This is a genomic window from Streptomyces sp. NPDC047049 (genome assembly GCF_040643995.1).
In the GTDB taxonomy this organism is placed as follows: Bacteria; Actinomycetota; Actinomycetes; order Streptomycetales; family Streptomycetaceae; genus Streptomyces; species Streptomyces mooreae.
In genome coordinates, this window is record NZ_JBEYVM010000004.1 from 341249 (window position 1) to 365076 (window position 23828).

21 protein-coding genes are annotated in these 23828 nt (G+C 71.1%); 11 read left to right on the top strand and 10 right to left on the bottom strand.

Going from position 1 to position 23828, the window contains the following annotated elements:
- Positions 1 to 124: 124 nt before the first annotated feature.
- Positions 125 to 559, top strand: a complete 435-nt coding sequence (locus tag ABZ851_RS13020; protein WP_336049673.1) for an SSI family serine proteinase inhibitor — start codon at positions 125 to 127, stop codon at positions 557 to 559.
- Positions 560 to 693: 134 nt separating this feature from the next.
- Here the strand turns inward: ABZ851_RS13020 and ABZ851_RS13025 are convergent, their stop codons facing one another.
- The 5 genes from ABZ851_RS13025 to ABZ851_RS13045 form a co-directional block, all read right to left on the bottom strand.
- Positions 694 to 957 (bottom strand): hypothetical protein, encoded by a 264-nt coding sequence (locus ABZ851_RS13025; protein ID WP_361126271.1) that lies wholly within the window; start codon positions 955 to 957, stop codon positions 694 to 696.
- The gene (locus ABZ851_RS13030) at positions 954 to 1913 is read right to left on the bottom strand and encodes a cytochrome c oxidase assembly protein (protein WP_336049674.1); all 960 of its coding nucleotides are present in this window, start codon (positions 1911 to 1913) and stop codon (positions 954 to 956) included. Before ABZ851_RS13030 ends, ABZ851_RS13025 begins: the two co-directional genes overlap by 4 nt.
- A 143-nt stretch (positions 1914 to 2056) precedes the next feature.
- Entirely contained in the window at positions 2057 to 3082 is a 1026-nt protein-coding gene (locus ABZ851_RS13035) for a 6-phosphofructokinase (RefSeq protein ID WP_361125494.1), read from the bottom strand.
- Between the two features lie 191 nt (positions 3083 to 3273).
- Positions 3274 to 4002: a glutamine amidotransferase gene (locus ABZ851_RS13040; RefSeq protein WP_086716724.1), complete on the bottom strand. Its 729-nt coding sequence runs from the start codon at positions 4000 to 4002 to the stop codon at positions 3274 to 3276.
- 38 nt (positions 4003 to 4040) lie between these two features.
- A complete protein-coding gene (locus ABZ851_RS13045; RefSeq protein ID WP_086716723.1) occupies positions 4041 to 5279 on the bottom strand; it encodes a MurT ligase domain-containing protein in 1239 nt (412 codons plus the stop codon).
- 184 nt (positions 5280 to 5463) lie between these two features.
- Here ABZ851_RS13045 and def point away from each other — a divergent pair, with 184 nt between their 5' ends.
- The gene (gene def, locus ABZ851_RS13050; protein ID WP_361125498.1) at positions 5464 to 6021 is read left to right on the top strand and encodes a peptide deformylase; all 558 of its coding nucleotides are present in this window, start codon (positions 5464 to 5466) and stop codon (positions 6019 to 6021) included.
- A 63-nt stretch (positions 6022 to 6084) separates the two neighbouring features.
- On the opposite strand, the gene ABZ851_RS13055 is transcribed toward def, so the two are convergent.
- Positions 6085 to 6732, bottom strand: a complete 648-nt coding sequence (locus tag ABZ851_RS13055; protein ID WP_088801482.1) for a TetR family transcriptional regulator — start codon at positions 6730 to 6732, stop codon at positions 6085 to 6087.
- 163 nt (positions 6733 to 6895) lie between these two features.
- Between ABZ851_RS13055 and ABZ851_RS13060 the strand changes: the two genes are divergently transcribed.
- Together ABZ851_RS13060 and gcl are read left to right on the top strand one after the other, a co-directional pair.
- On the top strand, positions 6896 to 8122 hold the full coding sequence (locus ABZ851_RS13060; protein ID WP_336049679.1) for an acyl-CoA dehydrogenase family protein: 1227 nt from the start codon (positions 6896 to 6898) through the stop codon (positions 8120 to 8122).
- A gap of 842 nt (positions 8123 to 8964) precedes the next feature.
- Complete coding sequence (gene gcl, locus ABZ851_RS13065) at positions 8965 to 10746, top strand: glyoxylate carboligase (RefSeq protein WP_361125503.1); 1782 nt, start codon at positions 8965 to 8967, stop codon at positions 10744 to 10746.
- Positions 10747 to 10864: 118 nt separating this feature from the next.
- Here the strand turns inward: gcl and ABZ851_RS13070 are convergent, their stop codons facing one another.
- Positions 10865 to 12208, bottom strand: coding sequence for a cytochrome P450 (locus ABZ851_RS13070; protein ID WP_361125506.1), 1344 nt, complete (start codon positions 12206 to 12208; stop codon positions 10865 to 10867).
- A gap of 153 nt (positions 12209 to 12361) precedes the next feature.
- Between ABZ851_RS13070 and ABZ851_RS13075 the strand changes: the two genes are divergently transcribed.
- The 3 genes from ABZ851_RS13075 (at position 12362) to ABZ851_RS13085 (ending at position 14740) form a co-directional block, all read left to right on the top strand.
- Positions 12362 to 12589: a hypothetical protein gene (locus ABZ851_RS13075; RefSeq protein WP_086717821.1), complete on the top strand. Its 228-nt coding sequence runs from the start codon at positions 12362 to 12364 to the stop codon at positions 12587 to 12589.
- Positions 12590 to 12710: 121 nt separating this feature from the next.
- The gene (locus ABZ851_RS13080) at positions 12711 to 14231 is read left to right on the top strand and encodes an AlkA N-terminal domain-containing protein (protein ID WP_361125509.1); all 1521 of its coding nucleotides are present in this window, start codon (positions 12711 to 12713) and stop codon (positions 14229 to 14231) included.
- Positions 14228 to 14740 carry a methylated-DNA--[protein]-cysteine S-methyltransferase gene (locus ABZ851_RS13085; RefSeq protein WP_361125512.1) on the top strand — a complete coding sequence of 171 codons (513 nt, stop codon included), beginning with the start codon at positions 14228 to 14230 and terminating at the stop codon, positions 14738 to 14740. Before ABZ851_RS13080 ends, ABZ851_RS13085 begins: the two co-directional genes overlap by 4 nt.
- Before the next feature lie 74 nt (positions 14741 to 14814).
- Here ABZ851_RS13085 and ABZ851_RS13090 read toward each other — a convergent pair whose 3' ends face one another.
- Complete coding sequence (locus ABZ851_RS13090; RefSeq protein ID WP_361125515.1) at positions 14815 to 15579, bottom strand: SDR family oxidoreductase; 765 nt, start codon at positions 15577 to 15579, stop codon at positions 14815 to 14817.
- Between the two features lie 197 nt (positions 15580 to 15776).
- A complete protein-coding gene (locus ABZ851_RS13095) occupies positions 15777 to 16760 on the bottom strand; it encodes a ScbA/BarX family gamma-butyrolactone biosynthesis protein (RefSeq protein WP_361125518.1) in 984 nt (327 codons plus the stop codon).
- 172 nt (positions 16761 to 16932) lie between these two features.
- On the opposite strand from ABZ851_RS13095, the gene ABZ851_RS13100 reads away from it, so the two are divergent.
- Together ABZ851_RS13100 and ABZ851_RS13105 are read left to right on the top strand one after the other, a co-directional pair.
- A complete protein-coding gene (locus tag ABZ851_RS13100) occupies positions 16933 to 17607 on the top strand; it encodes a ScbR family autoregulator-binding transcription factor (RefSeq protein ID WP_361125521.1) in 675 nt (224 codons plus the stop codon).
- Between the two features lie 587 nt (positions 17608 to 18194).
- Positions 18195 to 20672, top strand: coding sequence for an MFS transporter (locus ABZ851_RS13105; protein WP_361125524.1), 2478 nt, complete (start codon positions 18195 to 18197; stop codon positions 20670 to 20672).
- 70 nt (positions 20673 to 20742) lie between these two features.
- Here the strand turns inward: ABZ851_RS13105 and ABZ851_RS13110 are convergent, their stop codons facing one another.
- Positions 20743 to 21276, bottom strand: a complete 534-nt coding sequence (locus ABZ851_RS13110) for a GNAT family N-acetyltransferase (protein ID WP_361125527.1) — start codon at positions 21274 to 21276, stop codon at positions 20743 to 20745.
- A gap of 477 nt (positions 21277 to 21753) precedes the next feature.
- On the opposite strand from ABZ851_RS13110, the gene ABZ851_RS13115 reads away from it, so the two are divergent.
- Together ABZ851_RS13115 and ABZ851_RS13120 are read left to right on the top strand one after the other, a co-directional pair.
- Positions 21754 to 22491, top strand: a complete 738-nt coding sequence (locus ABZ851_RS13115; protein WP_361125530.1) for a DUF4232 domain-containing protein — start codon at positions 21754 to 21756, stop codon at positions 22489 to 22491.
- Positions 22492 to 22714: 223 nt separating this feature from the next.
- The gene (locus ABZ851_RS13120; protein ID WP_361125533.1) at positions 22715 to 23803 is read left to right on the top strand and encodes a hydrogenase expression protein HypE; all 1089 of its coding nucleotides are present in this window, start codon (positions 22715 to 22717) and stop codon (positions 23801 to 23803) included.
- Positions 23804 to 23828 lie beyond the last annotated feature (25 nt).

The window sequence follows — 23828 nt, forward strand, 5'->3', positions numbered from 1 at the left end:
CCCGCGGCGTGGCCGCTTGCCGGCTGGTGTCCGGCGAGGTGGCCTGGAGCCGCCGGGCGCCACGCGTCGTCGCCTCGCCGTCAGGCTCCCGCAGCGATCCCACCGAGCTTCCCAGGAGACATCGATGCCCGTGAGCCCAAGACGCCGATCCCTCCGGACCACCCTGACCGTGGGCGTGTCCGCGCTCGCCGCCCTGTCTTCCGCCCTGCTCGGCACGCTCTCCGCAGGTCCGGCGCACGCCGATGAACTGCCGGCCGGCGATCAGGGCCTGCTGCTGACGGTGTCCGGGGCCGGCAACACCTGGAGCCGGGGGGTACGGCTCAACTGCCCGGACATCCACGGCAGACATCCGCACGCGGCCGCCGCCTGCGACGCGCTGACCTGGGCGCGCGGGAACCTGGACGCACTGCCCGGCCACCCGCAGGCCTGCACCAGGGAGTACGACCCGATGACCGCCACCGCGATCGGCACCTGGCGCGGCGTCCCGGTGAACTGGCACAAGGATTTCGCCAACGCCTGCACGATGGACGCCGCGACCGGGCCGCTGTTCCGCTTCTGACGCTTCCGAGGTGCTGCGCCCGCGCCTCCCCGCCGCACCGACCGGTTCGAACCGGCGCCCCGTGCGCCACCACGCCGGTCGCACCGTCCGCGCCGCCATCACGCCGGTCGGCCGGCCGCGCCGCACCACACCCGTCAGACCGGCCGCGCCGCCGCCACACCGATCGTCACCAGAGCCAGCACCACCCAGCAGAACCAGAGCCAGCCATTGGCACCCATCGCCACGGTGTAGGCGGACGCCACCACCAGCCCGCCCACCGTGCACACGGCCATCGTCCTAGCAGATCCGGGCATACCCGCAACCTCCTCACGGCGGCCCCGGGCACTCATGCCGCGGGCCGCGGCCATGGGACCATCGTCCCCGGCCGCGGCCCGTACCGCCAGAGCGGTGCGCGTCATCGGCTCCGTGCGTGGAGCGAGGCGAGGTAGGCGTTGTACTCGGCCAGATCCTTGTCGCCGTTGCGGTCGGCGGCCCGGTCCGCGCGCTGCGACTGACGCTCCTCGGACTTGTGCCACTGGAAGACCAGGGCGATCAGCACCACCACGGACGGGATCTCGCTGAAGGCCCAGGCGATACCGCCGGCCGCCGACTGGTCGGCCAGCGCTTCGATCCCCAGCGAGGACGGCGGGTGCAGGAAGGTGTCGACCATCGGCTCGCTGGCCATCATCAGGGCGATACCGAAGAAGGCATGGAACGGCATGCCCGCGAACAGCTCCAGAATCCGCATCACATGGCCCGGCCGGTGCGGCCCCGGGTCGACGCCCATGATCGGCCAGAAGAACACCAGGCCGACCGCGAGGAAGTGCACCATCATCCCGATGTGCCCGGCCCGGGACTCCATCAGGAAGTCGAACAGCGGCGAGAAGTAGAGCGCGTAGAGACTCGCGATGAACAGCGGGATGGTGAACGCCGGGTGCGTGATGATCCGCAGGTAGCGGCTCTGCAGCAGCGCCACCAACAGCTCGCGCGGTCCCTTGCGGCCGCGCCCGGCGGTCGGCAGCGCGCGCAGGGTCAGCGTCACCGGCGCCCCGAGCAGCAGCAGGATGGGGGAGAGCATGCTGATGACCATGTGCTGGACCATGTGCACGCTGAACATCGCCATGCCGTAGTCGTTGAGCTTGGTGCACATCACCAGGGCCACCGTCACCACGCCCAGCGCCCAGGCGACGGTCCGGCCCACCGGCCAGGCATCCCCCCGCCGCCGCAGCCGGAGCACCGCCCAGCCGTACAGGCCGAGTCCCAGCAGACAGCCGACGAGGAAGAACGGATCACCACCGAACTCCAGGCCCCGCGACAGCGTGAACGGCGGCAGATCCATGTTCATGCCGTCCATGCCGTGCCCGCTGTGATCCATCCGCTCGCTCCTGATTCGTACCAATGCTCCGGCGACAAGACTAGAACCGCCCCCGGCCACACCACGCGGCAGGGCCGCATATCGGTGCCCGTGGCCGGGGGCGGTTCGTGCCGCACGGAGCTATCGCGCTGAGATCAGCGCAGTCACAGCACGCACTCGGCCTCGTCGTAGCGCTCCGAGGGCACCGTCTTGAGCGTCTCCACGGCCTCGGCCAGCGGCACCAGCGTGATGTCGGTGCCGCGCAGCGCCGTCATCATCCCGAAGTCGCCACGGTGCGCGGCCTCGACGGCGTGCCAGCCGAAGCGGGTGGCGAGCACCCGGTCGTACGCGGTCGGAGTGCCGCCGCGCTGGACGTGCCCGAGGATCACCGGGCGGGCCTCCTTGCCGAGGCGGTCCTCCAGCTCCACGGAGAGCTGCCGGGCGACACCGGCGAACCGCTCGTGGCCGTAGATGTCCTTGCCGCCGATGTCGAAGGACATGGTGCCCTCGCGCGGCTTGGCGCCCTCGGCGACGACCACGATCGCGAACTTCTTGCCGGCCTCGAACCGCTCGGCGACCCGCGCGGTCAGCTCGTCGATGTCGAACGGCCGCTCCGGCACCACGATCGCGTGCGCACCGGCCGCCATACCGGAGTGCAGCGCGATCCAGCCGGTGTGCCGCCCCATCACCTCGACGATCATCACCCGCTGATGCGACTCGGCGGTGGTCTTGAGCCGGTCCAGCGCCTCGGTGGCGACCCCCACCGCGGTGTCGAAGCCGAACGTGACATCCGTGACGGCGATGTCGTTGTCGATGGTCTTCGGTACGCCGACGATCGGCAGCCCGGCGTCCGACAGCAGACGCGCCGCCTTCAGCGTGCCCTCGCCGCCGATCGGGATGATCGCGTCCAGGCCCAGGTCGGCGACGTGGCCACGGGCGCGCTCGACGCCGTCGCGCAGATGGGCGGGCTGTACTCGCGAGGACCCCAGGATGGTGCCGCCGCGCGCCAGGATGCCGCCGACGGCGTCGAGGTCGAGCTTGCGGTAATCGCCCTCCAGCAGGCCCTTCCAGCCGTCACGGAAGCCGATCACCTCATCGCCGTGATCGGCGGTGGCGCGGTGGACGACGGAGCGGATGACGGCGTTCAGACCGGGGCAGTCGCCGCCGGAGGTGAGTACACCAATACGCATTGCTCGAAAAACCCTCTGCAACTCAACCGGGGGCCCGGACCCCGTCGTCCGGTTGGATTCCGCTCACCCTACAAGCGCGGGGCCACCGGGCACACGTGCGCCCGCAGTGCGGGACTGCGGGCGCATGAAAAGGGTTCAATTCCGGCACGCGTCACATATCGGCGAACCGTCCGAACGGGGACGAAGCGGTATCAGGCAGGCTGGGTCGCCGCGGCGATCCGCTCCTGACGCAGCGCCTCGTACCAGCGGTCCTCGACCGGCGGCAGCGCATTGACGTCCAGCGCCAGCTTGATCAGCAGGTCGGCGATGTGCGGATTGCGCGCCATCACCGGGCCGTGCATGTACGTCCCGAAGACGGTGTCGTTCCACGCGCCCTCGTAGCCGTCGCCGACGCCGTTGCCCTTGCCGAACCGCACCTTGGCGAACGGCCGGGCGGTCTTGCCCAGGTGCGTCACGCCCTGGTGGTTCTCGAAGCCGGTCAGCGGCGGCAGCCCCAACTGCGGGTCGATGTCGGCGAGTACGTCGCCGACGCAGCGCTCGGCCTCGCCGCGGGTGCTGACCACGTCCAGCAGCCCCAGGCCCTCCTGGCGCTCCCCGAGGTCGTTGATGAACTCATGGCCCAGGATCTGATACCCGGCACAGACCGAGAAGACGATCGCGCCGTTGGAGACCGCGCGGCTCAGCCCGCCGTCGCGGATCAGCCGCTCGGACGCCAGCCGCTGCGGCCGGTCCTCGCCGCCGCCGATCAGGTAGATGTCGCCGGAGGTGGGAATCTGCTGGTCGGACCGTACGTCCAGGCGCTGGACGTCCAGGCCGCGCTGGCGCGCCCGCCGCTCCACCACCAGGGCGTTGCCCTGGTCGCCGTACGTGCTCAGCAGGTCCGGGTAGATCCACACCAGGCGCAGGCTGTTGTCACTCATGCTCGCTCGTCCTTGTCCCTCACGTCGGTGCACCGCATTCAGTTGCCCACGCGCCGGCGCAGGTCCTGGAAGGCGGTGTAGTTGGCGATGACCTCGATCCGTCCGGGCGGCGCCATCCCCACCGCCTCGTCGAGGCTTTCGCACACGTGGAAGTCCAGCCCCGCGACCTCCAGGCGCACCGCCAGGTCCAGCTTGCGGTCGCCGAGTACGAAGATCGGGTGCCCGGCGAGCCGGGTGTAGTCGACGTCCCACAGCCAGGAGGTGTCCGTGCCGTCCGCACCGCGGGCGTTCACCGACATGATCACCGGGGTCGGCGGCGGGTCGATCAGCGAGAACGTCTCCAGCCAGCCGGCCGGGTTCTTCGCCAGCAGCAGCCGCAGCTCCCGCTCCATGAACGTGACCACGTCATAGCGCCCGGCCACCGCCTGCACCGAGAACATCCGCTCCAGGGCCACCTGCGGCGGCACCCCGAAGGCGGCGGCGACTGCGGCGGACGTGGTGGCGTTCGCCTTGTTGGCGCGCCCCGGCAGCTGCAGCTTGATCGGCCAGGCGCTGCCGTGCGGGTCCAGAACATGATCGCCGGAGAGCGCCCAGCTGGGCGTGGGACGGCGGAAGCCGCACTCCGCGCAGAACCAGTCATCGCTCGGCCGCTGCATCACACCACCGCAGGACGGGCACGACCAGGCGTCGTCCTTCCACTCCTGCCCGGCCGCGACCCACACCACGTTCGCGGACGACGAGGCCGCCCAGACGATCAGCGGGTCATCCGCGTTGGCGATGATCAGGGCCTTGGAGCCGGCCAGGCCCTCCCGCCAGTGCTCGGCCAGCATCCGGGTCTCCGCGGCGCGGTCGAGCTGGTCGCGCGAGAGGTTCAGCAGCGCTATGGCCTTCGGCGTCACATCGCGTGCCACACCGGCGAGGTACTTCTCGTCCACCTCGATGACGCCGTACTTGGCGTCCGATCCACCGGCCAGCGCGGAGGTGATACCCGCCGGCATGTTGGCGCCGAGCGCGTTGGAGACCACCGGCCCACTGGCCCGCAGAGCCTCCGCGATCAGTCGCGTCGTGGTCGTCTTGCCGTTGGTCGCCGACACCAGGATGACGTCCAAGTGCCGTGCCAGCCGCGCCAGCAGGTCGGGGTCGAGCTTGAGCGCCACCCGGCCACCGATCACCGATCCGCTGCCGCGGCCCGCCGCGCGCGACACCGCCGCCGCGGCCTTGCCCGCCGTCACGGCCAGCTTGGCCCGCGGCGACAGCGGCTCCGTGTTGCCTGCCATCGTCCTTGATCCTCCTTGCATCCGGCGCCCGCCTGCCCTGAGGCTGCCGGTGGAACGCTTCCTCCGCAGCCGATGACCGGCCGAGGCTTCGGTCGGGGATCAGCCTATCGAGATCCGGCCCCGGGCCCGAACCCCGCCACCCGTCCGGCGACATCCCGGGCGCGCCGGACCGTACGCTTACCCCATGCCCGACCGCACCATCCCCGGCTCCTCCGGCCGGATCCGCCCCCTGCGCCTGCTCGGCGATCCGGCCCTGACCGCACCCTGCCGGGAGGTCACCGCCTTCGACGGCGAGCTGGCCCGGCTGGTCGAGGACATGTACGCGACGATGTACGCCGCACACGGTGTGGGCCTCGCCGCCAATCAGATCGGCGTCCCGCTGCGGGTCTTCGTCTACGACTGCCCCGACGACGAGGACCGCCGCCATCTCGGGCACCTCGTCAACCCCCGGCTCGTCGAGACCGACGGCCCGGTCATCCGCGGGCCCGAGGGCTGTCTCTCGGTGCCCGGCATCGAGGCCGGCACCCCGCGCCACGACCACACCGTGGTGACCGGGTTCGACGTCACCGGTGAGCCCAGGACCGTGACCGGCACCGGCTTCTTCGCCCGCTGCCTCCAGCACGAGTGCGACCACCTCGACGGCAGGCTGTACGTCGACCACCTCACCGGGCTGCGCCGCCGCCGGGCGCTGCGCGCGGCGGCCAGGGCCCCGTGGGCCGCGACGGCGGCGCCCGGCCGCTGAACGGCCGGGCGCCTCCCTCGTCTCACCCTCCGGCGCTCAAGAGCCGGGGCGCACAAGCCGGGCTCAGAAGCCGGGGCCGCCCTCGCGGTCCTCGACCGCGGCCAGCCGGCCCCAGAGCAGATCGGCCAGCTGGGTGACCAACTGCTCGCGTGAACAAGGGCGTTCGCGCAGCCACCAGTCGCCCGCCCCGTGCATCATGCCGACGATGCCGTGGCCCCACACGCGTGCCCGCAGCTCGCCGCCCGGTCCCAGGTCGAGCCGGTCGGTGATCACCTTGGCCAGCTCCTCGCCGAGCCGGCGCAGCAGTGGTGCGGAGTGCCGTCCGACGTCGAAGCCGGACTCCGACGCGTTGTCCTCGTCCGACGGGTGCATCAGGAAGCGGTACACCTGCGGCCGGGCCTCGATCGCGAGCAGGTAGGCGTCGAGGGTGGCCTCGACCCGGTCCCGGCGCAGGACGGGTGCGTCCAGCGCGGTCGCCAGATTGGCCAGCAAGGCGTCGGTGTGCCGTACGGCGAGGGCGCGGTACAGACCGCCCTTGTCGCCGAAGTGCCGGTAGAGGATCGGCTTGGTGATGCCGGCCTCGGCGGCGATGGCGTTCATCGACGCGTCCGGGCCGTCGCGCAGCACAATGCGCTCGGCGGCCTCCAGCAGCTCCCGCCGTCTGCGCTCGGTCGCCGTCTGCTGGCGGCCGCTGTGCTCGGTGCTTTCCATGGTCGTGCTCCCCACCCTTGTGAATCCGTGGCGCTCGCGCAACGTAACACCCGATCTCCACGGCGAATTCGTTCTCAGGGGAGTTGACATCTCCTACTGGCGAGTAACACACTGCGGGTTACCGCTAGTAACAACAGTAATGCCAGGCAGCAGTGGAGGGGACATGGCCGAGTTCACCATGGAGCTCAACGACGAGCAGAAGGAAGTCCGTGACTGGGTTCACGGCTTCGCCGCGGACGTCATGCGCCCCGCCGCCGCCGAATGGGACGAGCGCGAGGAGACCCCCTGGCCGGTCATCCAGGAAGCCGCCAAGATCGGTCTGTACTCGCTGGACTTCTACGCCCAGCAATTCTTCGACCCCACCGGTCTCGGTATCCCCATGTCCATGGAGGAGCTGTTCTGGGGGGACGCCGGCATCGGCCTGTCGATCGTGGGCACCGGACTCGCTGCCGTCGGGGTGCTCGCGAACGGCACCGAGGAGCAGATCGGCACCTGGATCCCGCAGATGTACGGCGACGTCGACGACGTGAAGGTCGCGGCCTTCTGCTCGTCGGAACCGGATGCCGGCTCGGACGTCGCCGCGATGCGCACCCGCGCGGTCTACGACGAGGCCAAGGACGAGTGGGTGCTCAACGGCACCAAGACGTGGGCCACCAACGGAGGCATCGCCAACGTCCATGTCGTCGTCGCGGCCGTCGACCCCGGCCTCGGCTCCAAGGGGCATGCGTCCTTCATCGTTCCCCCGGCCACCCCCGGCCTCTCCCAGGGGCAGAAGTTCAAGAAGCACGGCATCCGCGCCTCGCACACCGCCGAGGTCGTCCTGGAGGACGTCCGGGTCCCCGGCCACTGCCTGCTCGGCGGCAAGGAGAAGCTGGACGAACGTCTCGCCCGTGCCCGGGAGAAGGCCAGGAGTGGTGGCGAGCGCCTGAAGAACGCCGCCATGGCCACCTTCGAGGCCTCCCGCCCGGCCGTCGGCGCGATGGCGGTCGGTACCGCCCGTGCGGCCTACGAAGAGGCGCTGGAGTACGCCAAGACCCGCTCCCAGTTCGGCCGCCCGATCATCGACAACCAGGGCGTGGCCTTCCAGCTCGCCGATATGCGCACCCAGATCGACGCCGCCCGCCTGCTGGTCTGGCGCGCCTCCTGGATGGCGGTGACCGGTAAGCCGTTCACCTCCGCCGAGGGTTCCATGTCCAAGCTCTTTGCCAGCGAGGTCGCCAAAAAGGTCACCGCCCAGGCCGTACAGATCCTCGGCGGCAACGGTTTCACCCGCGAATACCCGGTCGAGCGGATGCATCGCGACGCAGCCATTTACACGATTTTCGAGGGCACCAGTGAAATCCAGCGGCTGGTGATCGCCCGGACGGTTTCGGGAATGCCGATCCGCTGAGGTGTGCGTGCCATGCCGCGCGCGGAGTTGTTTTGTGTGCGGGCCCCGTCCGGTTTCGGGCGGGGCTTTTCGCGTGCCGTTTCTTCCGGGCGTCAAAATGCGGTTACGGGAGATGCCGGGGGACCGCTCGGGGTGGCCGGGGGCAAGCGGGGATGCGTCGGCGGTGCGCCGAGGGGGCGCCGGGGTGCGGCAGGAGCCCGGGTGCGCCCAGGCGGCATGCGGCGCGCATGACCGGGGGCCGATGTTTGCGGAGGGCCTGCCGCGGGGCGCCGAAAAGTGCTCATGCAACCTTCAACCAGCGGGTGAGGGGCGGTTTGTCATCGTCGGTGCGGATGTCGGCGTCGTAGCCGGCGGCGGGCGAGTGTCATGTCTTGAGTTGGCGAAACCCATAACCTCGCCGCAGCTCTCGGCGGGTAACGGCGCATTGCTTCCCGGTGCCGCGGCCGTTCCCCTCGCCGAATGACGGCGCCTGAGGACGCGAACAATGGGCTGGTTGCCGTAAGTGGTAATCACTGCCTCCGGTAAGGGAGCCCCACCGCAAGGGAGTTGTGGTGGGGCTCCGCCGTGTCGCGTCGTACGGCCGCCGGCCGTATGGGCTGCCCCTTGCCTCCCGTCCGCCGCCCGTGGTGGCTGCCCGTGCCTCCGTGGTGCGTCACCGTGCACCCGCCCCGCCTGAGCCTGCTGCCGGCCCCCGCGCCGGAGGCCCGGCCTCCTCTTGACGGGTGGGTCGCCGCGCTCTACTTTCCTTCCATAAAGCAAAACATTGATTCCATGATGCGGAATTACGTTCCTCCGGCTCTTCGCTGGAGCTTGCCCGTGACAGGTCGACGCAGGAGTACTCGATGCCTCGAATGACAGCCGCTCGTGCCGCGGTGGAGATCCTCAAGCGGGAGGGCGTGAGCCACGCCTTCGGAGTGCCGGGTGCCGCGATCAACCCCTTCTACGCGGCGCTCAAGGGCGCCGGCGGGATCGACCACACGCTGGCCCGCCATGTCGAGGGCGCCTCGCACATGGCCGAGGGGTACACCCGCACCCACCCGGGCAACATCGGCGTCTGCATCGGCACCTCCGGCCCGGCCGGCACGGACATGATCACCGGCCTCTACTCCGCGACCGGTGACTCGATCCCGATCCTGTGCATCACCGGCCAGGCGCCGACCGCGGTGATCCAGAAGGAGGACTTCCAGGCCGTCGACATCGCCGCGATCGCCGCCCCGGTCACCAAGGCCGCCACCACGGTCATGGAGGCCGCGCAGGTCCCGGGTGTCTTCCAGCAGGCCTTCCACCTGATGCGCTCCGGGCGGCCCGGCCCGGTCCTGATCGACCTGCCGATCGATGTGCAGCTGACGGAGATCGACTTCGACCCCGAGACGTACGAGCCGCTGCCGCCCTTCAAGCCGGCCGCGACCCGCGCCCAGGTCGAGAAGGCCCTCGCGCTCCTGGGCGAGTCGCAGCGGCCGCTGATCGTCGCCGGTGGCGGCATCATCAACGCCGACGCCTCCGAGCTGCTGGTCGAGTTCGCCGAACTGACCGGCATCCCGGTCGTCCCCACCCTGATGGGCTGGGGAATCCTCGCCGACGACCACGAGCTCAACGCCGGGATGGTCGGCCTGCAGACCTCGCACCGCTACGGCAACGCGAACTTCCTGGAGTCCGACTTCGTCCTGGGGATCGGCAATCGCTGGGCCAACCGCCACACCGGCAAGCTCGACGTCTACACCCAGGGCCGGACGTTCGTCCACGTCGACATCGAGCCGACCCAGATCGGCAAGATCTTCGCCCCGGACTACGGCATCGCCTCGGACGCCAAGGCCGCGCTGGAGCTGTTCGTCGAGGTCGCGCGCGAACTCAAGGAAGCGGGCGCGCTGCCCGACCGCTCCGACTGGGCCGCCGCCACCCAGGTGCGCAAGGCCCGGTTGCAGCGCCGTACGCACTTCGACGACATCCCGATGAAGCCGCAGCGCGTCTACGAGGAGATGAACAAGGCCTTCGGCCCGGAGACCCGCTACGTCACCACCATCGGCCTCTCCCAGATCGCCGGTGCGCAGATGCTGCACGTCTACAAGCCGCGCCACTGGATCAACTGCGGCCAGGCTGGCCCGCTCGGCTGGACCATCCCGGCCGCGCTGGGCGTGGCCACCGCCGACCCCGAGACGCCGGTCGTCGCCCTCTCCGGCGACTACGACTTCCAGTTCATGCTCGAAGAGCTGGCCGTCGGCGCCCAGCACCGGATCCCCTACGTGCATGTCCTGGTGAACAACGCGTACCTGGGCCTGATCCGCCAGGCCCAGCGCAACCTCGACATCAACTTCCAGGTCAACCTGGAGTTCGAGAACATCAACGCCCCCGAGCTGGGCGTCTACGGCGTGGACCACGTCAAGGTCGTCGAGGGCCTGGGCTGCAAGGCCCTCCGCGTCACCGACCCGAGCGAGTTGGGCACCGCCTTCGAGGAGGCCAAGAAGCTGGCCGCCGAGCACCGCGTCCCGGTCGTGGTCGAGGCGATCCTCGAGCGGATCACCAACATCTCGATGAGCGGCAGCGACATCGCCAGTGTCCAGGAGTGGGAGGACATCGCCACCGAGCCGGGCCATGCGCCCACCGCGATCAAGCCGCTCAAGGTCTGACGCAAGCAGCACAAGGTACGACGCAAGCAGCTCAAGGTCTGACACCGCCCGCCGCGCACCGGTGTCATGACCGGCGGCGCCGTGACTGCCGCAGGGCGGTCACGGCGCCGGTCCGCCGTCACGGGCCGAGGACCACCGGGAGGCCGGCCGGCCCGTGCATCAGGCGGGTGTGACGCCACTCCAGCGCGTCCCAACTCTCCACCGCCGGCCGGATTCCCGGGAAACGCGTCAGCAGCACCTCGAAGGCGATGCGGGCCTCGAGGCGGGCCAGCGGCGCACCGAGGCAGTGGTGCGGGCCGTGTCCGAACGAGAGATGACCGCCGGGGCGGTCGGGGCCCGGGACTCCCTCCGGGGAGCGGGGGCGCCGGGGACGGTCCGGAGGGGCGGGAGCGTCCGTGTCCCGTCCGTCCGTTGACTCCGTTGACTCCGCTGCCTCCGCCGGCTCCGTTCGCTCCGTTCGCTCCGTACGGCGGTGACGGTCGAGGCGTACCTCGTCCGGCGCGACGAACCGTGCGGGATCGCGATTGGCGGCTCCGGGGGAGACCAGCACCACCTCTCCCGCGCTGATCCGGGCGCCGCCGAGGTCGAAGGTTTCGGTGGCGAAGCGGAAGGTCGCGAGCGTGATCGGGGAGTCGTGGCGCAGGAATTCCTCGACCGCGGCGGGGAGCAGACCCGGATCGGCCCGGAGACGGGAGCGGAGCGCGTCGTCCTGGAGCAACGCCACCATGCCGTTGCCGATGAGATGGGTGGTGGTCTCGTGCCCCGCGACCACCAACAGCACGGCCAGGGAGACGAGTTCGGCTTCGGACAGCCGGTCGGCCTCGTCCCGGGCGGCGATCAGGCCGCTGAGGACGTCGTCCCCCAGGTGTTCGCGCCGGGCCGCGATCAGCCGCGTCATGTAGTCGCTGAGGGCGTGCGAGGCGCGGTCCACGGCGCCCGGGTCCGCCGCGGCGAACAGGTCGTGGGACCAGCGCCGGACCGCCGCGCGGTCCGGCCCCGGCACCCCCAGCAGCTCGCTGATCACCGTGATCGGCAGTGGCTCGGCGAACCCCTCGACGAGGTCCGCCGGCCCGCGCGCGGCCAGTGCGTCGGCCAGCTCCTCCGCGATCGCACGGATACGGGGCTCCAGCCGTGCCACGGCCGCCGGAGTGAACGCCTTCATCGCCAGCCTCCGCAGCCGGCCGTGGTCCGGCGGGTCCGTGGCGAGCATGGTGCGGCTGACGGCGGGGGCCAGCCGGCGGCTGCCGGGCCGGTCGGCGAAATAGCGGGCGGTGTCCTTCGACAGCCGGGCGTCCGCCAGCGCCGCCCTGGCCTCCGCCCAGCCGGTGACGACCCAGGTCGTACGGCCGCTGTCCGTACGTACCCGCTGTACCGGGCCGCGCGCCCGCAGGGCGGCGAGCAGCGGATACGGGTCCCGGGAGAACTCGGCTGAGTCCAGGGGGTTGTTCACGGTCGGCCTCATGATTCCGTCGCGGAGGCCGGTTGCGGGGCGCTGGGAGCGGTCTCCGCGCGGCCCCGGCCACCGGCCGGCTGGTGAGTGCTTGCAGGGACAAGGATTGCTGCTCATGGCGGCTGCCGAAGTGCGCGACCACAGAGCCCGGCGCACGCTGGATGCATGTCCGAGCATCCGCCTGTCATCGTGCACCCGCCGACCCCCTCGGGCGGCCGACGGGTGACCGTACGTGGGCAGATCGTGGGCCTGGCCCACGGCCGCGGCGATGTCGCCGAATTCCTGCGCCGCGCGGGTGTCGCCGGTCCGGCCGAGGACATTGCGCTGGACGACCCCCGGCTCGTCGAATGGCGCGGCGGCTCGCTGGACGACTGGCCGATGCCACCGGCCTGACCGGGGCGAAGAGTGGGGGAAGACCGGGGAAGGACCGGCGCGAGACGCCTTCGCCGGGATCGAGCACGCCGTCCGATTTCCGCCAGCACCACCGCCCGGCCTGCGGCACAGTGGACCTGTGATGAGCGAGGACAGCAGGTACGAGGCGGTGCGCAGCCGGGACGCCAGATTCGACGGCGCCTTCTTCTTCGCGGTGTCCACGACCGGGATCTACTGCCGCCCGAGCTGTCCCGCCACCACGCCCCGACGGCGCAACGTCGCCTTCTTCCCCACCGCCGCGGCCGCCCAGGGCTCGGGCTTCCGGGCGTGCCGCCGCTGCCGCCCCGATGCGGTGCCCGGCTCCGCCGAGTGGGATGCCCGCGCCGATGTCGTCGGGCGGGCGATGCGGCTGATCGGCGACGGTGTGGTGGACCGGGAAGGGGTCACCGGGCTGGCGGCCCGGCTCGGGTACAGCGCCCGGCAGGTGCAGCGGCAGCTGAACGCCGAGCTCGGCGCCGGCCCCGTGGCGCTCGCGCGGGCACAGCGCGCCCACACCGCGCGGGTCCTGCTGCAGACCACCGGCCTGCGGGCCGCCGAGATCGCGTTCGCCGCCGGGTTCGCCAGCGTGCGCCAGTTCAACGACACCATCAAGGAGATCTACGCGCTCACACCGGGCGAGCTGCGGGCCGGCCGCGCCGGGAAAGCGGTCCGCGGCGCCCCGCCGGGGTCGTACGGTACGCCCGGGGTGCTGCCGCTGCGGCTGGCCTTCCGGGGCCCGTACGCGACGCGGCAGGTCTTCGACCACCTCCAGCGGCGCGCGATCGCCGGTATCGAGGAGGTCAGCGGCGAGCCCGGGGCCCGCACCTACCGGCGCACCCTGCGGCTGCCGCACGGCACCGGTATCGCCGAGGTCGACGAGGCGACCGGAGACGGCTGGCTGGACTGCCGGCTGCGCCTCACCGAACTGCGCGATCTCACCACCGCGGGGCAGCGGGTGCGCCGCCTCTTCGACCTGGACGCGGATCCGTACGCGGTCGCCGAGCGGCTGGGTGAAGACCCCGTCCTGGCCGGGCTGGTGGACCGCCATCCCGGGCTGCGCTCCCCGGGGGCCGCCGCCCCGGACGAGCTGGCGGTCCGCGCCGTGCTCGGCCAGCAGGTCTCGGTCGCGGCCGGGCGGGCTCTCGGCGGCGCGCTGGTCGCCGCGTACGGCGAACCGCTGCCGGAGCCGTCCGGTGCACTCACCCACCTCTTCCCCCGCGCCGCCGATCTGGCGGAGGCATCGCTCGCCGAGATCGGCATGCCCGGGTCGCGTCGGACGGCCCTGCGCACCCTCGGGGCCGCGCTCGCCGACGGCACCGTCACACTGGACGCCGGGGCCGACCGGGACGAAGCCGAACGGGCGCTGCTCGGCCTGCGCGGCATCGGCCCGTGGACCGCGGGCTACATCCGGATGCGCGCCCTCGGGGACCCCGATGTGCTGCTCACCGGCGATACGGCCGTAGTGGCCGGAATGCGCCGGGCCGGGGCCCCCACGGACGGCCTGGCCGCCCGGTCGGACGCCTGGCGCCCCTGGCGCTCGTACGCCCTGCACCACTTCTGGAACGTGCCGGTCGCCGGACCGGCGCACCCCCGCCCCTCCACCACGGAAAGCACCGGACCATGACGCTCTACACCACCCTCGACAGCCCACTGGGTGAACTCCTGCTGGCCGGCGAGGAATCAGCCGCCGCACCCGGCGGCACCGCGCTCGCCTCGCTCAGCGTGCCCGGCCAGAAGGGCGGCGCGACCCTCCAGGACGGCTGGACGCATGCCCCGGACGCTTTCGCCGAGATCGCCCGTCAGCTCCGCGCCTACTTCGACGGGGAGCTGACCCGCTTCGCCCTCACCTTCGCCGACACCCGGGGCACGGACTTCCAGCGGCGCGTGTGGCGGGCCCTGGAGGCCGTCCCGTACGGGACCACGACCACGTACGGGGCCATCGCGGCCGGGATCGGTGCGGCGCGGGGAGCGGTGCGCGCCGTCGGTACGGCGATCGGCGCGAATCCGCTGCTCGTCGTCCGGCCCTGCCACCGAGTGATCGCCGCCGACGGCTCGCTGTCGGGATACGCGGGCGGGCCCGTACGCAAGCGGCAGCTCCTCGGCATCGAGGGGGCCGGGCCGGACGCCGGCTGAGTCCGCCGTACCGGAGGCGGGCCGCACCGCAATCGCATCCTCGTCGAGCAGCGGCAGGGACGCACGGACGAGGGTCAGAGCATCGAGCCGCCCGTGACGTCGAAGCGCTGGCCGGTGATCCAGCGGGACGCGTCCGACGCCAGGAACGCGGCGACGTCCGCGATGTCGGAGGGGCGGCCGATGCGGTTGAACACGGAGTAGGCCGCCATTGCGGCCCGCCCCTCCGGCGTCGCCCGCCGCTCCGCCGTCACATCGGTCTCGACCCAGCCGGGTGCGATGGTGTTCACCGTGATCCCGCGCGCGCCGACGTCCTTGGCGAGGGTGCGGGTGAGCGTTTCCAGGGCGCCCTTGGAGATGCTGTAGGCGATCTGTGTCGGGTGGGCCGTGCTGGTCACCGCCGACGAGATGTTGATGATGCGTCCGCCGTCCCGCATCCGTCGCAGACCGTGCTGGATGAGGAAGAACGGGGCCCTGACGTTGACTGCGAGGGTGCGGTCGAACTCCTCGTGGGTGACCGCGTCCAGGCGCCCGGGGAAGTTCTGAGCTGCGTTGTTGACGAGAATGTCGAGGCCGGGCTCCGTACCGGAGGCGGCGAGTTCGGCGTCGAAGGCGGCGAAGAGGGCTTCGGCGTCCCCGGGAACTCCCAGTTCCGCGCCGACCATGAATGCCCGGCCGCCCGCCCGCGTGATGTGGTCGACCGTTTCCTCGGCCGCGATGTCATTGCTGCCGTAGTGGACGGCGATCAGCGCACCGTCCTCCGCGAGGCGCTGGGCGATGCCCCGGCCGATGCCGCGGCTGGAGCCCGTCACCAGTGCGGTCTTCCCCTTGAGGTCACCCATGATCGTTCTTGGCCTTCCGTTCACGTGTGGTGGCACGCTGCCGCCGATTACTTGCTGGTGGGACAGCAGGGGAGTCCGATGTCCGTGCCTCAAGAGCCGTTACCACTCGCGGCGGACGGCATCCCAGGTCGCGCGGTCCAGTGGTTCATGAGGTGGGGAGACCCTGCCGAGAGTGCTGTGCCTCGTGCGGTGTGCGCTCAACGCTGGGCGTCCAGCGCGGTCAGGGTGGAGACGAAGACCGGCTTGCCCTCCTGGGAGCCGGTGACCTGGACCGTCGTGGTGGAGGGGAGCGCGGAGGGGACGTGCCGGGCCACGATGCTGCAGGGGATGCCGTGCTCGGCGTAGCGGTGGAATTCGGTGCCGAAGGCGTACGGCACGAAGACCTGAGGTGCGGTCAGCGCCCGGGCGGCCTGCTGTGCGGCGTCGAGCAGGAGCATTCCCGGGATGTGGTCATTCGCCGGATTCACCATCGCGCCATGGCCGGGCGCGATGCGCAGTTCCCATCCGCTGGACCTGTCGGCCGGGGACAGCAGGACATCGCTGTCCATGGCGCTGCCCGTGAGCTGGTGCGGGACGGGGGCGGGCGGCGGGCCCAGGGTGCGGCGTGCGGCCACGCGTTCGCCGCGGATCCGGCGGTAGACGGCAGGGGAGGCGACGGCGACATCGGAATAGCCCGTCGCGACGATCCGGCCCGCCTTGCGGATGGTCATGGTGAAGTGGCCGCTGGACAGCGTGCCGCCCCGCAGGCGCATCCGGCTGCAGGTGACATCGATCGTCAGCCGGGTGGGTCCGCCGCCAACGGCCAGGTGTTCGGGGTGGGTTGTGTAGACCAGGTTGCCGAGGATGAAGTGGTGGCCGACCGGTACGCCGAGTTCGGTGTGGCACAGGAGCAGCCCCGCCTGGCGGATGGTCTCGCCGGTGAGGATGAGGTGGTGGCGGCCGTGCACCGGAGTGAAGTACCCGTGGTCGTGCGGCCATCGGGCGGTCAGCGCGAAGTGGGAGTCGTCCAGTCGGCGCCATGAGGTGACCAGAATGTCGTCGACAATGGGCCGGTGAACGAACTCCCGGGGGACGCAAGGGTCGTGGCGGTCTCCGGCGGCCGCGCGGTGATTCCCCTTCGCGTGCGTCTGATGTGGAGCCCTGGGCTGAACCGTGCCGCTGACGTGCATCGTGTCGCTCATGAGTGCCCCCAGGCGTCTCTACGGGAAGAGGTGCATCGCTGATAAGATACGTACCATCCGGTTTTGTTTTCAACGCCGGGTGTCGAATTGCGGCAAGCGGCTGACCCAGGGGGGAATTGAGCGGTAGCTAACTGATGCGAACATGGAAAACACGAGAGACAGGAGGCGTCCTGTGGCGCAACAGGACCGCGCGATCCGGACCCGGCGACTGATTTTGGAGGCGGCCGCCGCGGTCTTTGACGACCTCGGCTACGACCGCGCGACCATCGCCGCAGTCCTCGACCGTGCAGGCGTCACCAAAGGCGCCTTGTACTTCCACTTCGCCTCCAAGGAGCAGTTGGCGCTCGCGGTTCTCGATGAGCACGTACTGGACATCGCCGTCGAGCCGCAGAAGATCAAGTTGCAGGAGTTCGTCGACGCGGGCCAGGTGCTGGCGTACCGGCTGCGCAGTGACCCGATCCAGCGCGGGGCGGCGCGGCTGGCGGTCGAACAGGGCTCCAACCACCTCGACCGCAAGCAGTCGATGCTCTCGTGGAGCGTGTTCGTGGAGGGGCTGCTGAACGAGGCGAAGGACCGCGGTGAAGTGATGGAGAGCATCGTCGTGCGGGAGACCGCGGAGCTGTACGTCGGCGCCTTCGCCGGGCTGCAGATGATGTCCCAGGCCTTCACCAACCGGGCCGATCTCAGCCAGCGGCTGACCGTCTTCTTCGAGCACACCCTCCCGAGCGTCGCGGTTCCGGCCGTCCTCACCAAACTCAAGCTGGATTCTGAGCGCGGTGCACAACTCGATGCCGCCCTGCAGGGGAAGGCGCCGGCGGATGCCGGGATCGATGCCGCGGTGAGCTGACTCCGCTGCCTCGGGCCGGGCGGCTCGCGGCGGCCGGGCGGCGTGGAGTGCCCGGCGCGGGCGGGGGCGAAAACATACCGCGTATGCGGTGTTGAGTGCTGAGCTGTGTGCGTGTCGTGCATAAACGGTGCAGGTCAGAGGCGTCGTGGGGGCTCCCACGGCGCCTCTCGTCACAGGCGGACGAGTGTGCGGGGAGCGGTGGGCGGGCGGCCGGGCGGCGGCCTTCGGAGGTTTCCGCCGGACGGGATTGTCAGTGGTGTGCTGTTCACTGGGGCTCGGCGGGTTCAGCGGAGTCCGCGCGTCGAGAACGAGTCCGGGGGAGGCCCGATGAACGGGGCGAGGGGGAGTCTGGAGCGGGGCGGAGTGAGGCAGATCACGGCCGCCGGGGAGCGAAGGCGGCCACTGTCGCGGAATAGACCGCCGCAATAAAACGTTCGGCATGCACGTATCCGTGGCCTGATCGTGCCGATGTCCGGGGGCGCCCCACACCTCGAACGCTGCGGCTCACCCCTGCTCCGCCGCTCTCACGACCCGTGCCCACCCCACTTCCACCGAAGCTCACCTCTGCCGCCCTGGAGGCCGCCCGCATGACCCAGATGACGACGGACCAGCTCCCCGGAAGGGCGGCGGGCAGCGCTGCCGAGCCCCCGGTGCCCGACGCGGCCACGACCGGGCACCGCAGAGCCCGCGGTGCCATCGTCCCGGTCCTGGCCTTCTCCGGCATCGTGGTCGCGGTCATGCAGACGCTGCTGGTGCCGGTCATCAAGGACCTGCCGGTGTTGCTCAACACGGCTCCCAGCAACGCCACATGGGTGATGACGGCCACTCTCCTCGCGGGTGCTGTCTCGACGCCCATCATGGGGCGCCTCGGTGACCTCTACGGCAAGCGGCGGATGCTGCTGACCAGTCTCGCCGTCATGGTCGTCGGCTCATTGATCTGCGGATTCACCAGTGATCCGCTCGTCATGATCGTGGGCCGGGCGCTGCAGGGCTTCGCGATGGGCGCCATTCCGCTCGGCATCGGCATCATGCGCGACGAGCTGCCGCGCGAACGGCTCGGCTCGGCCATGGGCCTGATGAGCTCGTCGATCGGTGTGGGCGGCGGGCTCGCACTGCCGGTCGCGGCCCTGGTGGCCCAACACGCCGACTGGCACGCCCTGTTCTTCGGCGCCGCCGGTCTCGGTGCGCTGTCGATGCTGCTCACTTTCCTGACCGTCCCGGAGAGCGCGGTGCGTGCCCCGGGACGCTTCGACGTGGCCGGCGCCCTCGGGCTGTCGGCCGGTCTGGTCGCCCTGCTGCTGCCCATCACCAAGGGCAGCGACTGGGGCTGGGGTTCGCCCACCACCCTCGGTCTGTTCGGCATCGCGGCCCTGATCCTGGTGCTGTGGGGCGTGATGGAGCTGCGCATCGCCGACCCCCTGGTCGATCTGCGGACCACCGCCCGCCGCGAGGTCCTGCTGACCAACCTCGCCTCGATCACCGTCGGGGTGGCCTTCTACGCGGTCTCCCTGGTGCTCCCGCAGTTGCTGCAGCTGCCCGAGTCGACCGGCTACGGCCTCGGCCAGTCCATGGTGGTGGCCGGCCTGTGCATGGCGCCGCTGGGCCTGACGATGATGCTCGTCGCCCCGCTGTACGCGCGGATCGCCGCCCGGCGCGGCCCCAAGGTCTCGCTGCTGATCGGCATGCTGGTCATCGCGATCGGCTACGGCGCGGGTCTCGGCCTGATGACGGCCCCCTGGCAGACCGTCATCATCGCGGTGGTCCTCGGCGCCGGCATCGGCCTGGCGTACTCCTCGCTGCCCGCACTGATCATCGGCGCCGTCGACCCCTCCGAGACCGGCGCGGCCAACGGTCTGAACACCCTGATGCGCTCGATCGGCACCTCGGTGTCCAGCGCCGTGATCGGCATGGTGCTGGCCCATATGTCCCAGCGGATGGGGCCGGCCACGGTGCCGACGATGGCCGGGTTCCGGGTCTCCTTCCTGATCGCCACGGCCGCCGTGATCGTCGGTGCCGTCCTGGCCGCCTTCCTGCCCTCGGCGCGCCAGGCGTCCCGGCCGACCCTGGTCGCGCAGAGCACGGACGGCGGTGACGGTGGCATCGGCAGTGACAACGGCATCAGCGGCATCAGCGGTGACAGCGGTGACAGTGGTGCCGCGGGCGTGGCCGGTGCCGGCGCCGAGATCGCCGATGCGGCCGTACCGGACGCACGGGACGGGGCGGCCGTGCCGACCGCAACCGGGACGACCACGAACGGGACGACCGCGAACGGGACGACCGGGTCCCCCTCCGGCTTCTCCGGCCGGGTCCTGGACACCTCCGGTACCTCGATACCGGGTGCGAGCATCACCCTGATCGACCGCCAGGGGCGGCAGGCCGGTGTCACCACGGCCGGCGCCGACGGGCGCTATGCGCTCGCGGCACCCGCGGTGGGCACCTACGTCCTCACGGGTGCCGCGCCCGGCCACACCCCGTATGCCGCCTCGGCCATGTACCAAGGCGGGGACGTGTCCGCCCGGGTCGATCTGATCCTCGCGGGCACCGGCCGGCTGGGCGGTGTGCTGCTCGGGGGGCCTGGCCCCGATGGTGCCCCGCTGGCGGGCGGAGGCATCGTCCTCACCGATGCCGGTGGCGACGTGGTGACCCGTACGACCTCCGGCACCGACGGGAGCTGGGACCTCGCCCCTGTGCCGCCCGGCCCGTACACCCTGGTGCTGAGCGCCCCCGGCCACCAGCCGCAGGCCCGTGCCGTCGAACTCTCCGGTGGCGAGCCGGAACGGCAGGACGCCCGCCTGCAGCCGACCGCCACCGTCCGTGGCACGGTACGGGGCCCGAACGGCCGGCCGCTCGCCGATGCCGCCGTGACCCTCGTCGAGGACGGCGCCGTCGCGGGGCACACCGTCACCGGACCGGACGGCGCCTTTGCCTTCTCCGAGCTGAGCGGCGCTCACTACACCCTCACGGCAGCCGGTTTCCCGCCGCACGCCGTCCCGATATCCCTCGCCGGCGGCGCCCACGAGATCCTCGACCTGGACCTCGCCCAGCCGTCGGCGGCCACCCGCTGACCCAGGCGTACGGTGCACGGAGCGTGGGCGGCCCCGCCCGACTCTTGGGCCGCCCCGCGCCAGGCCCCGCTCAGGCCTGGTACTCCGTGAGATCAATGCTGTACACCGTCAGCGCATGGCCGTACTCCGGATGTGTCGCCTCCCGCTCGAAGGACATACCGAGCTTGCGCAGGACGTTGTCCGAGGCCTCGTGGCCGAGCCGGTTGACGGCGATGACACGGTCCAGGCCGCGGTCCTGGAGGGCGAACTCCAGCACCGCCTGGGCGGCTTCGGAGGCATAGCCCTGGCCCCAGTACTGCCGTCCGAAGCGCCAGCTGATCGCCACCTCGTGCGCCGCCTCCGGAAGGAATCCGGGCACGGACAGACCGACGCATCCGGCGAGTTCGCCCGAGGCGAGCAATTCGACGGCGAAGAGGCCGAAGCCCTCGTCGTCCCACTCCTCCTCCCACCGTTCGATCTCCTCGGCGGTCTGCTCCAGGCTCAGGACGGAGCCGTCGCCGATCCAGCGCATGACCAACGGGTCCGTGTTGATGTCCGCCATGGGGGCGAGGTCGTCGTCGGTCCAGCGGCGGAGGATGAGGCGGGGGGTGCGGATCTCGGTCATGCCGCCCATCCTGTCCAATGCCGGGGGCTCGGCGGTAATCGGCAGGCGCCGTTCGCGGGCCGCGCGGCGCAGGTCACCGGTCCAGCGGCCTCGACCGCCGCCGCGTGCAGCGCGATGTCCGCGTCCACGAAGGCCGGGTGGCCGGGCCATGGCGCGGACCTCGTAGACATTGGCATGGGGCCGCTGAGCCTGCCGGGGCCCATGGGGCCGGTGATCTCGATCGAAGGAACGGCCGAACCTGGCGGTGGCGTATCCGCAAGTCGGGAATTCTCTGCGATTCTGTGCGACACGCCCCGGATACCGGCTGGTCACACCGATTCCCGGGGGGACCGGCGTGCCGAGCGCCCCGGCTCGTTAGTGGTGTGTTAGTGCCTCGTTAGCGGACCGGCAGTGCCCGAGGCCACGCTGGCAGGAGCATGGGCCGGACCGTACGCACCTACGACGAGAGCTCGCACCTACCAGACGAGGGGGACACTTATGTCGCTCACCTTCAAGACACTCGGCCGCGGCCGGCGTGTCGCCGCGGGATCGCTGATCGCCGTCGCGGCGCTGGGGCTCACCGCCTGCCAGAGTGGGCCCGACGCCACCTCGCGCCCCTCGTCGAACGCCGCGCCCGTCACGTCCCACGACCAGCAGAGCGGTGACGGCTCGCAGTCGGCCGGCGGCAGCAAGCCGACCGGGGCAGGGCCGCAGTCAAACGGTCAGGGGCCCTCGGCCTCCTCGGCGAAGGAGACCTCCCCCGGCGGCAAGCCGACGGGCAAGGCCCCGAGCGCCGCACAGTCCCAGGCCTCCGCCATGACGGCGTCGGACCGTTGCACCGCCGACCAGATGTCGCTGCGCCTGGGCGCCTCCGACATCGGCGCGGGCAACATCCGCTACCCGCTCGTCTTCACGAACAAGGGCAAGAAGGCCTGTTCGCTGCGCGGCTACCCCGGGGTCTCGCTGATCAAGCGGGACGGTTCGGCCGTCGGCAAGCCCGCCACCCGCGGGGGCGGCTCCGGCGGCGCCGTGCGGCTCCAGCCGGGTCAGAGCGCACACGTCCTGCTGCACACCCTCAACGAGGGCGTCTCGGACACCCCGTGCTGGGACCGCTCGCAGCTCGTCTTCGTCTACCCGCCCGGATCCAAGGAGCCGATGACCACGGGCAGTGCCGGTCTGCGGGTCTGCGGCGGACGATTCGAGGTGACCGCGGTGGAGGCCGGGGGACTGGGCTGACCCGCTGTACGGGGACACGGGAGCCGGGCGGCCGCGAGCGCGGTCACCTGGCTCCCGGCGTTCCGCGGCGGGGAGGGGGCTCGGGTAGCCGCGGAAGGGGGTCCGGGGAGCGTCACCGCAATGGCCCCTGGTGACCGCCCCGGCGCTCCGGATCGGTGTTACCAAGGTGGATGGAAGCCTTGAATGAGTGCTTTCGTTGCATATCTGCCGAGGAGCCATCCCCATGTCTGCAGCTTCGAGCGTGGCCGCCCAGGCCGCTGCGAACGGAAAGCCGTCCGCCGAGGACGAGTCCCCGATCCACATTCTCTGGATCAACGCCGGCCTGAGTTGCGACGGCGACTCCGTGTCGCTGACCGCGGCGACCCAGCCGAGCATTGAGGAGATCGCGCTCAGTGTGCTGCCGGGGCTTCCCAAGATCGCCGTCCACTGGCCACTGATCGACTTCGAATGCGGCCCGGTCCAGGGCGCGGACACTTTCATCGAGTGGTTCTTCAAGGGTGAACGCGGCGAGATCGACCCGTTCGTGCTGGTCATCGAGGGGTCCATCCCCAACGAATCCATCAAGCCGGAAGGCTACTGGTGCGGTTTCGGTGACGACCCCGAGACCGGTCAGCCGATCACCACCAGTGAGTGGATCGACCGGCTCGCCCCCAAGGCGCTCGCCGTGGTCGCCATCGGCACCTGCGCCACGTACGGCGGTATCCACGCGATGGCGGGCAACCCGACCGGAGCCATGGGCGTGCCCGACTACCTGGGCTGGGACTGGACCTCCAAGGCCGGGATCCCGATCGTCTGTGTGCCAGGCTGCCCGATCCAGCCGGACAACTTCTCCGAGACGCTGACCTACCTGCTCTACCAGGCGGTGGGCTCGGCCCCGATGATCCCGCTGGACGACCAGCTGCGCCCCACCTGGCTCTTCGGCGCGACCGTGCACGAGGGCTGCGACCGGGCCGGTTTCTACGAGCAGGGCCAGTTCGCGACCACCTACGACTCGCCCAAGTGCTCGGTGAAGCTCGGATGCTGGGGTCCCGTGGTCAAATGCAACGTGCCCAAGCGGGGCTGGATGGACGGCATCGGCGGCTGTCCGAACGTCGGCGGTATCTGCATCGCCTGCACGATGCCCGGCTTCCCCGACAAGTTCATGCCGTTCATGGACGAGCCGCCCGGCGGCAAGGTTTCCAGCACCGCGAGCGCCGCGTACGGCAGCGTCGTCCGCCGGCTGCGCGGCATCACGGCCAAGACCGTCGACCACGAGCCCAAGTGGCGGCATCGCGGCGACCAACTGACCACCGGCTACCGCAAACCGTGGTGAACGCACCCCGCCCGTAGCCGTCCGG